Annotated in this window: 7 protein-coding genes; 3 read left to right on the top strand and 4 right to left on the bottom strand. The window is 36.3% G+C overall.

Going from position 1 to position 10,734, the window contains the following annotated elements:
• The first annotated feature begins 332 nt into the window (after positions 1-332).
• The 3 genes from V7K15_RS11390 to V7K15_RS11400 are packed head-to-tail and all read left to right on the top strand — an operon-like array spanning position 333 to position 1,197.
• Positions 333-611 (top strand): hypothetical protein, encoded by a 279-nt coding sequence (locus V7K15_RS11390; protein WP_334905610.1) that lies wholly within the window; start codon positions 333-335, stop codon positions 609-611.
• On the top strand, positions 608-1,009 hold the full coding sequence (locus V7K15_RS11395; protein ID WP_334905611.1) for a hypothetical protein: 402 nt from the start codon (positions 608-610) through the stop codon (positions 1,007-1,009). Before V7K15_RS11390 ends, V7K15_RS11395 begins: the two co-directional genes overlap by 4 nt.
• The gene (locus V7K15_RS11400; RefSeq protein WP_334905612.1) at positions 1,006-1,197 is read left to right on the top strand and encodes a hypothetical protein; all 192 of its coding nucleotides are present in this window, start codon (positions 1,006-1,008) and stop codon (positions 1,195-1,197) included. The genes V7K15_RS11395 and V7K15_RS11400 overlap by 4 nt, the downstream gene beginning before the upstream one ends.
• 113 nt (positions 1,198-1,310) lie before the next feature.
• Here V7K15_RS11400 and V7K15_RS11405 read toward each other — a convergent pair whose 3' ends face one another.
• From V7K15_RS11405 to cbiE, 4 genes are all read right to left on the bottom strand, one after another.
• Positions 1,311-1,907: a hypothetical protein gene (locus tag V7K15_RS11405; protein WP_334905613.1), complete on the bottom strand. Its 597-nt coding sequence runs from the start codon at positions 1,905-1,907 to the stop codon at positions 1,311-1,313.
• A gap of 175 nt (positions 1,908-2,082) precedes the next feature.
• On the bottom strand, positions 2,083-5,787 hold the full coding sequence (locus V7K15_RS11410) for a helicase-related protein (RefSeq protein ID WP_334905614.1): 3,705 nt from the start codon (positions 5,785-5,787) through the stop codon (positions 2,083-2,085).
• Complete coding sequence (locus tag V7K15_RS11415; protein WP_334905615.1) at positions 5,777-8,887, bottom strand: hypothetical protein; 3,111 nt, start codon at positions 8,885-8,887, stop codon at positions 5,777-5,779. Before V7K15_RS11415 ends, V7K15_RS11410 begins: the two co-directional genes overlap by 11 nt.
• 216 nt (positions 8,888-9,103) lie before the next feature.
• Positions 9,104-10,330: a precorrin-6y C5,15-methyltransferase (decarboxylating) subunit CbiE gene (gene cbiE / locus V7K15_RS11420; RefSeq protein WP_334905616.1), complete on the bottom strand. Its 1,227-nt coding sequence runs from the start codon at positions 10,328-10,330 to the stop codon at positions 9,104-9,106.
• Positions 10,331-10,734: the final 404 nt, after the last annotated feature.

Genomic DNA, 10,734 nt, shown 5'->3' on the forward strand with positions numbered 1-10,734 from the left:
TCGCTACACGTTATGATAAGCGAGCAATAAACTTTCTTGGTGCAATTTATCTTGCTGCTACTGTTATCTGGCTTAATTGATGACACGCCCTAGTATTAACTAAATTAGAAGAAGGACTACCCGCTATAACTCCATCTTTTGGAGCAGCTTTAGCAGAAGCTTGTGCAGTGTGTTTGGAGGATCAAGGTCATTTACAGGGTGTAGAACTCACAGTTAATGGAGAATTTACCGCCAGATTTAGACTATATTGGCAACCTGTTACACAGCAAATGCTCCGTTGCAGGAATGATAAAGAGTTCACCACAGAATAAGCAGCCTATGGCATTGCTTTTATGCTCATCAGACAATTAACTCAGTTTACAGTCATTGAGCGATCGCGCAAAGGCACTGGATTTGATTATTGGTTAGGTAGCGAAGATGAAGCAGGTGAACTTCCGTTTCAAAATAAAGTACGGTTGGAAGTTTCAGGTCTACGTAAAGCAGATGATAGCAGGGTTAGAGCTAGAGTCAAACAAAAAATTGAGCAAACTAATCCTTCAGATGGCAAATTTCCTGCCTACATTATTATTGTTGAATTTAGCAGACCCCTATCTTTTATTGTGGAAAAATGAGTCAGATTCAGGAGTTGCATAAACAGGCGATGGATTTGGCCGAAGCAGCTTTTACTGCTAAACTCAGAGGAGACTTAAAGCAAGCTAGTCAAGTTTCTCGACAAGCTTTTGAAAAAGAATCTCAAGCTGCTGCACTGATTGCCAATCAACTTGATGCCGAACCGACTCGTTCAGTATTACATCGTAGTGCTGCAACTCTTGCAATAGACTGTGGTGAATTTCGAGTAGCAGAACGTTTGATTGCGATCGCACTATCAGGAAATCCCCCCCAAGAAATTGCCCAAGAACTCAAAGATTTATTTATTAAAATAAATTTGCGCCCATATTTAGAACGTCATGGGCTTACTTTTGATGAAGAAAAGTTGAGGAATCTAATAGTAGATAAACAGAGTAGTTGAAAGACAGGCGATCGCACTTCTGTAAGGGTAATTATAAATATCAACTTGATGCCGAACCGACTCGTTCCGTATTACATCGCAGTGCTGCAACTCTGGCAATAAACTGTGGGAAATTTCGAGCAGCAGAACGTTTAATTGCGATGTCTGCGGTGGTCACTGAGCCAAGTCGTTCGCGCAGCGTCTCGTAGAGAAGTGCGGGGTACGCCTACGCATTATCAGGAAATCCACCCCAAAAAATTGCTGAAGAATTAAAAGATTTATTCATTAAAATAAATTTGGACTAGAGTCTTCACTACAAACCCTACCCCTTGACCATCCACACTAAAAAGCCAAGAATCTGATCTGCTGGTGGTAGCGGGTAGTCCGTTAGGTCAATTGTTACCGTTTGTCTTTCCAACTTCATGAACCGCCATTGAGTACCACTGCTGACAACACCATAAATAGTGGAAATTATATTCTCGGAAGTTTCGTTAAAGCGTTGAGCAGCGACCATCTCCGCCACACATTGTCCCAGTCCTTCGTTCAGGTCAGCTTTTTTTGCCTCAGTTACCACAACAACGGGGGCTTCAATAATAAGTTGTTCTGGTGAATGGCTAATCAAAAAGTCAACATAGCCAGTCAGATCACAAGTTGAATCTACATTAAACTCGCGTCCAGAGAATAAACTGATCTGACGATTGAGGATACGCCTGACTTCCTGTAGCATTGGATAAACAATGGCTTCAGAGCGAGCCTTTTCTGAACCGACAGCGATCGTCCAAGGTAAATCTTCGAGTTCACTCGCCAATCTGGGGCTGGGAGAAATGGATTCAATCTCTGGGAAGAACCGAGAATCTTCAACGATTTTGAGATCAAACGCCTTCTTTGCCTTGCTGAGAGTGAACTGACTATATGGCATGGAATTTGTCTGGTGATGACATGGTGACTTATCTTATCATTTAGTTTAACTAGATTTTATAACCCACATTCTGCACTTCATTTTGTAACACATATACTAGTATTACAATTTGCCATTTTTTTTAAGAAAAAATACTTTAATTAGTTAGTGATTAATATTGACAGTTAATTTAAAATCAATCTTCTTGGGAAAGAATTAAATTGAGAATATTCATTTCTTTAGACTGGAATATTTGGTTTTCATTAAATAGGCTTTTCCCTAGTTTGTCCATCGCACCACTATTAAAGACTACGTAAGGAATATTTTGATAATTAGAGTCAATCGGTAAAATATTATATGCTAAAGCGAGTGTAGAAACGTACCGAGCCAAAATATCCCGGAAAGACAGATTAGAAACTTCCCTCTCATTTTCAAAATAGTCTTCAAAAGCCTGGAAAGATAAGAACGTCTGTATAGGCAAAGCGTAATAACGTTCTGATAAAAGTGAAGTTTGACTTAATTTTTGCGAACGTTCTAACTCATTAAAAAGTGTTTTCGCCAAATCCATCAAGGAATAAGCAGCACTTGTAATTTGTTTTGGGTATCTTCCTGATATCACCAAAAGCTTAAGTTTTTTTATAAAATTTTCATTCTGCTCTTGGTTAAGAATTTTTTCTAAGTCAATATAATTAGTTTCTTTTACTAGTTTATCTGACAAAGGTACAATCAGTAAACTACCTCTAACGTAAGTCTTTTCAATCGGTGGAAGACTTAGCAAGTTATCGAGGCTAGTCTCAATTTGTGAAAAACTTTTAAAGCCTATTGAAAAATAGGATACTTCTTCATTTTCAGGTAAATATTTATTGTTAGAATAAGGGCTAATTTCAGTTTTATGCACAGAAAGCAATTTATACAAAGTCTGCTCTATGCTTTCCAATACCTTGTCTTCAGGGTGCTTTTTAAATTCCTTACGAATTTCCCTTAATAAATTAGACAATGAGCCAATAAATGTTTCCCCTGCTTGACTAACTGCCTTACCCCCGATAGGAATAATCACGTATTGCTTTCTACCTATTTCTCCTGAACCCATAATCCGGGTCATAATAGAGGCTTTAAGAATAATAAGAATATTTAACACATTCAAGCAAGCCTCCTGTAACGAAAGATTTGCAAGTTGCTCAGATTCATCAGCACTTAAACGCTTTCCATCTTCATCAACCTGCTTGGGGTAATACACCGCTTTATCAGATAAGTAAAAAGTCAAATTTTTCTCACCTTTATCTAGTTCACCTCCTCTTCCTCGGTAAATTACTTGTATGATTTCCATCAAGTTTTGCTCAATCTGAAACCCAGGAATCTGTACAAGAATATATTTGGTTTCAGGGAAAGATAAACCACGAGATGCTGAAGCAGTCATAAAAACTACTTTTACTTTATTTCGGTATTTCTGAATCTCAGCTTCTTCCTTCTCTGACAAGCTAGCGTGTATTTCCAAATATTCTTCATGAAGCTTAAATTTAGGGTATTCTCTAGAAATTTGAGTAATTAAATACTTGAGGCTATCTTTATTTTGAATATAAACTATAATTTGTCCATCATTTAGCTTCAGTAGCCTCAAAATATCCTCTTTGATTTTTTCAGCGACTTTAGCATCCAAAATTAAACTTTCATTTGTAACATCTTCTGAGCTTACTGACTGTATAAATATATGATAATTAAAGTTAAGTTTGGCAGCAGGATAGGAGTTTGCATTAATCAAAGTTGCAGGCTTACGTAGAAAGTCAAATTCTTCGATAAACAAACATTGTCCTGGTGAGTCTGAAACTTGGCGAACAAAGATTTTATCTCCCTGAACTTGATTGTTAGCAAGATGACTATTAACTATATCTTGTATTGTTAGTGATGCATCGGCGGTAATTACCTTAACATTAAAGCCATATTCAGGATTTAATAAATCATATTCTTCGATAAACTCGATAATGCCATGTAGAAAAGCTACTCCTTCCTGAGAACCTGTAATTTCGTCAATCATAATGAAAATATTTTTCATTCGACTCGCGATTTCTTTCATCTTCTTTGGGATAATTCCAGGAGGCTTACTTGAGGAATTATAAGCACTGCTAAATATTCTTCCAAAATGCTTTAAAGTATTACCATAGCGAGTTTCTTTGAGTGATTGAATTGATGCTGTAGCAATGATATTATTAGGTAAACCAGGATTAATGATGCAGGTGTGAATTGCTTCGCATAAACTTGCTAAAACTCCTACCTGATTGCGGTTCTCTACTTGTATTAAGTTATCTGCATATCTAACCAATTGACTTGGAAGGTCAAGCAGTTTTTCTTTTAAGGTGCTAGCATCAAGAAATTTAACTTGCCCTATTAGACGTTCTCCATTAAGTTGGTTGCTATAGTATTCAACTGCATAGCCACTATTGGCATAATCTAGGATTCTTTTGTTTGTATTAATACAAATTAAATTATCTCCAACAAATTTTAATAAGGGTTTATCTTCAAACTTATCGATAATATCTCGGTTCACCTGAATACGTGGACTGATATATATCAAAAGTGAACCTTCATCTAATTTGTCAATAATTTTATTTGCGACTGCGGTAGTTTTACCAACTCCAGGATTTCCCGTTAAAAACAGGAATGGTATTCTAGAATCTGCAAGCGCTCGATGTATCAACTCTGCATGAGCATCTCTGAATTCTGTTGCTGTCAAATGTAGCGATCGCTTCACAGATTCAGGTACAATATCAGCTGTATTAAAAAAGTCTTTACCTGCCTCAAATACTTCAGTATTTTGGATATAGTTTATTGTATCTTTTTTCGTTTCAACTATATTATTGACAAACCTGCTGCCATCCTGAAAGTTTCTAGCAGCATTACTTTTAATAACTTGAAGTAATGTGTTGCGGCTCTCATCAATATCTTTAGAACTCTTATCTTTATAAATTTCATAACAATTTTTTAATATTTTCAGACTATTTTGAGCATCGTCTTTTTCTTTAGTCAAGGCAATGCCGTTAATCATTCTGTCACTATATCCAAAGCAATTAAACTTAACTGCGTCAGTTGCTAATATTTTACCTGATGACAGCATAAATTTATAAAAGCTCCAAGCATAACTACAGGCTTGAATAACCTTAACGGCTTCCTTATCTTTAGTTTTGAAAGCACAAAAGTAGTGAGTCAATTCTTTAGAATAAATCTCGTTAAGCTTGTTATCTTTATCGCTACTATTACCAGTATCGATACCAAGTCCACAAAAACTAGACTTGGAACGCACATAATTTAACTCAGTATTTAATGATTCGAGCAAACTTTGAATGTTATTTAAGTTAGTGACAGAATGAATAGCTGAAGTTGTAAAGGTAGACAAGTCTATAACTAAGATTCGATACTTACCCAAATACCGAGTCAATAAGAGAGTATCAGCTTTCAGAAATTCGCCAGTATCTTTATAGTGAATGATATCTACATTTTCAAATCCCTGGCTTTCCAAAACTTCTTTATAGGAATCTATCTCATCTTTGTCTAAAATACCAAAAGCGTTGTCATTATAGAAATCACATTGAAAATAGAGAATTTCTATTTTGCTTTTCGTGCGCCAGCCAGTAGCTTCGATATACTCTCGAATAAAGCTGTATCCAGAAGTCCAGCCTTTTTGGATAAATAACTTTACCCAATCTCCAATAATCTCTTGATGAGACTTATCTATGAACTTCTTAGCTATAGCTTGTTGTATTTTATGCAGATATAACTTACTTAAAGCTTGGAGATAAACATCGCCATAGGAGTGTTGAATATTGGAGTGCTGAAAGTAAGTTAAAATTCCAATATTAAAACTTATCTCAAATACCCGACCTAAGTTGATGCCTAAATCATTTGTCATAAAGCGCACTCCTGATTTCGGTCAAAAAGGCTAATATATTAAACTTAACATTTTTAGTTGAGTAACTATAAGTAGATATCTTACCGATACCTTCATCACCAATTAGCTTACTGTAAGGGTTAAGCTTAAGTGCAATATTTCTAACTACTTCATATCGGGAGAAGTGGAACAAAGTAATATATTGTAAAATTGTCTGTTGTAAAGGTGAATTTTTATCTAACAAACCTGCCATAATATCTCTTGTATCGGCAACATCATAAATATTTAATAAAGTGCTATAACAAACTACGCTGTTAAATACTGTGCGTTTTTCATCTACAGTTCGCCCTGTAAATAGGTTAAGAAATACTCTAGTTTGTTGGCTTTTATCTAAAGATAACTTCTCCAATTCTTCAATATCAGGAATATAAAAAGAATCAGCTTTTCCTTCAATCAAGTTGATGGCAGGGTAAGTATCCATAAAGACAGGATACAGCTTAATATCGGGTCTCCCTTCTTTGAGATACTCAACTACCTTCTGAGACATAAAAAATAATGAATCTGGGTCTGATTCTAATTTAGTTATACCCAAACTCCTATTATAGGGAGCTTTTGCTATATATAGAAAATGTCTATAACCTTGTTGGTAAAGTTTACTAATTTCATCTCTAACAACCTCTGACTCTGTAGATATTTTAGAATGAGGTTGATTGTCTGCAAATGTTTTGATAGGTTCAACTTTTACTGCTGTGTCAGATACCTTATTAATGACAATAATTTCGCCATATATATTGGAAATTCTGACAGGTTTATCTTTTTCATCCCAAACTGCATCACTCAACCAGCTAGAAACAACTATAATTGCGAGTTTATCTTCAAGTTGAGGCTGATAAACGCCTTTAAATTCAAATGTTTTGGGAATCAAAGCGTACATTGAGGACAATGCATTTTGCACTCTAAAATCAAAGGACTTATCTATTATTTTAATATTTAGCCCTTGAGCATCAGCCAAGCAATCGCGGCGAAGAATATGCGCCAATGCTTTCGATAAAGAATTGAGAAACACTTCATCTTCTGCTACTTTCTGAATATCTTGGAGATGAAATCTAAAAATTGGGATAAATAGTTTTTCTTTTTTATGAGTATCTAGGCTAACTTGCTCTCGACAAATGTTGATGCATAAGTAACTTAGTAATGTGAATACCTGTCGATATAAACTTGCTTCTGGCGATTGGGAGTTTTTAAATATTTGTTCTCTTAATTCCTTGGTTTTGTAATAAATAACTATAATGTTTTGACTTGCAAAGTATTTATCATATATTCCGTGAGATATAGGTTTGCCATCTTTCTCTCCGATTGGAGAAAATATTACTGGCAATGTTTTAATCTCTGCAATATCGTATTTCATTGAGAAATCTTGCTTGTCACCATCTGTAAAGTAGCGAACATCATCAAAGGTAAAAGTGACAGCTAGCGAGGTAAGAGATTGTTCATTCACAGTAGGCGCTACAACCTCCACATAAGCCAGGGCTTCTCTAGCTTTTTCTTTAGCTTGTGATTGGCTTTCTTGATTTAAATCGAGTTTGAAAAAATTACGAGTTTTGATAATTTTTGAGCTTGTTTTATTCAGAATTTCCTTGTTAACAGATAGTTGCACTATCTTAGAAAAAGATGGCAATATTTCTTTTTTACTAAGAAAAGTTTGCAGCAAGTTTCTTAAAGCTGCTAACTTCCGTCTAACTTGCCAACTATCCTGAGTTAATATAAGGCTTCTAATTTTGATTAATAAATTTCTGGCCTCATCATTAGAAGTCTCGCCCACTTTTAATTTATTTAAAACATCAGCCTCAAATTTAGGAATAGGATTATAATCTTTATCAGATGTCTTACCATCTTCATCGATAGCAAAAAGAAAATAATATAGACAAGCAATTCTCAAAACTTTCTGTTTGAAGTTCTTGGCTTTTGCTGGATCTTTCAGTTGGTCGATATGACGCTGACTGTTAGGATCAAGTTCGCTCATAAAGTAATCCAATACGGAGTTTTCTTCATAAGAATTTACAGAACCATTCAGTTTCAGCCTCAAACCTAAGTTGAATTCTTTGATACCTCTATCTTTATCTACGCTTTCCCCTATTACTCCTTCATACTCAGGAATGATAGGTAACATATCAAAGGCATTTGCTTGAGAAAAATCTGTTCTGAGATTAAGCGGCTTATCCAGGAAATAACTTACTTCATAATGCGAATCTTCTAAATTTACATCATTAATATAATCTGATAGTAATCTCAGCCGATTAATTAATGTTTCTAAACACTCAAAACCCTCTGCATTAGAATAACGTATATTAGTTTTTGCACATTCCCTTCTCAAATAATCTAGATAATCTATTTTGATATCTCGTAATAGTCTCGGTAGAGATTCAGTATCTACTATTTTTCTAAATTCAGTAAGCTCAGAATTTTTTTGACCTGATGTGTTATTTAAAATTTCTGTCAGTTCTTGCCAATCATGCGAATCCAGTTCGGCTATATTATCTATATAACTTTTAAGACTATCGACTAACTGACTATTAAACTTATTTATGCCTTCAAATTTTACATTCAAGTGATGAGCTTTTATTATTGACTCTGTTCCTCTGCGTCTCTCTTCAGCCAACCTGTTCTCAATGATTAAGCGCTGAGATGTAAAACTATAAGTTTTGTTAAAAGGATATTTAAATGGTAAACCGGCTTGATTGCTATTAAAATTAGACAATTGTGTGCAAAGATTTTCTAAGGAAGATTTAGTTTTGTTTTCTCCACAAGCAGTATCAAGTTGTTTTTGCAATTCATCTCTGATTGTTTTGATTTTAGAATAAAACTCTGTTTCCGAAATAAAATTTACGGTTGCGGCTTTAATGCCTACATTTTGAGTTAAGGGACTTTGTAGGTGTAGCTCTCGATTTGTAGCAATTTCATAGGCGATATCATAAGCAGATATCCTGAGTTTCTTCCTATCTGGAGAAAATTGAAACATTTTCTTTTTTTTAATCAACTCTAAAATTATGTTCAGTAATGGAGCATAATTTAATTTTGCTAAGGGATTTGAGCTTTCTTCAAAGGAATGTCTTGATGTCATAGTCCAACCCCTGTTTAGGTTAAATATTTCAATTTTGTGAATATAGGAGTTAGCAAGCTCTTGGGAAGAGTTTAGCTTATCTGGTGAATTATATGGTATTAATGTACCAAAGTTATAATTTTAGAAAATTTTTTTTTATGATTAATTTTTAGTAATAAAAGTTTATTAGCCAAAGCTACTCACATCAAACTAGGAATGAGCGATCACACGCATACATTAACTATTCAATTTTTCAGACTTCACAACTACCCATTGCGTCACAGGTGCCATTGCTCGCCAGCCCAAAAATTTACCAATAGGTTCCGCCCGTTGAATGGCAATACGAGTTAAATCACCACCGACTCGTTCATGCCATTGAAATAAAGTTTGCTCACCCTCTACCGTCACCACATTTGCCACCAAACGCCCACCCGATCGCAGTGCTTCCCAGCAAACATCAAAAAGTCCCGTTGCTGTCACCCCACCACCAATAAAAATCGCATCTGGTGCTGGCAAATCTTTCAGAACATGGGGCGCTTTACCTTCAATGATTTGCAGATTTGGAGTACCGAGAGTGGCGGCATTATCAGCAATATATAGTAGTCTAGAAGAGTTTTGTTCGATCGCGATCGCCCGACACCAAGCATGACTCCGCATCCATTCGATAGAAATTGAGCCGCAACCCGCGCCAACATCCCACAATAATTCTCCCGGTGTGGGTGCCAAAGCTGCTAGGGTAATTGCCCTAACCTCACGTTTAGTTAACTGTCCATCGTGGTGGTAGGCGTTATCTGGTAATCCTGGTAATCTTGGTAATGGAATAACCCCAGCATCAGCAATACAATAAACTGCGATCGCATTCAAAGCAGCAACTTCAGTTTCACCCCAAGATGCAGCCGTACCTTCCACAATTCTTTCATGAGCGCCGCCCATACGCTCCAAGACGGTAATTTTACTGCCACCATAGCCGCGATTTGTCAAAATTTGAGCAACAATGGCGGGTGTGTCCTTCCCTTCACTCAAAATCAATAACCGCGCTTTTGGATAAATGTAAGACTGGAGTAGAGAGGATGGACGACCATTCAAACTCAAGGTTTCCACCTCAGTTAAAGACCATCCTACCCTGGCACAGGCGAGGCTAAAAGCTGAAGGTGCGGGGATAATCGTCATTTCAGAGACGGGAATTTGCCGCATCAAGGTAACACCAATGCCGTAACACATCGGATCACCGCTTGCGAGTACGCAGATTGACTCACCCCGACGTTTAATGATTTCGTCAACTGAAGTGCTTATGGGGGATGTCCAGAGTAGTTTCTCACGTTGGTCATCTGTAGGGAGCATTGCTAAATGGCGATCGCCTCCCACAATTACTTTAGCTTGATCAACTAGAGAAAGAGCGATCGCGCTTAACCCCTGTAATCCATCTTCTCCAATGCCGACGATAGAAAGCCATTTCTCTGTCATGCTAATTCATGATTAAATTAATAATTACTAGTTCATAACTAATAGGACTTACGCAAAATATCTCTCAAACTCTGATTTCTCTGTGTCCTCTAATCCAGTGTGCAAAAGTAGATATTCCTAATTGATAATTATGTTGAATAGGGGGATTTAAATCCCTTTCTATTACAGGACTGCTTGGTAGTTACACCGGGTACAGAACCTTTTTTAATTATGAATTATGAATTAATAATTATGAATTAGGTTGAAGCCTTCAAGTTATGTGGAAAAGCCCACGAAAAACCTAACCCCCTTCCCGACACTCTAAGAGGTTGTTTGAAAAGTGGTTTGTTGTGCTTTTAATCGAATTATTACCCCCCTTAATCCCCCCGATATATTGGGGGGAAACAATAAAAAAATCCGGTTCC

Origin of the sequence: Nostoc sp. (genome assembly GCF_036919815.1) — a bacterium.
Taxonomy (GTDB): Bacteria; Cyanobacteriota; Cyanobacteriia; order Cyanobacteriales; family Nostocaceae; genus Nostoc.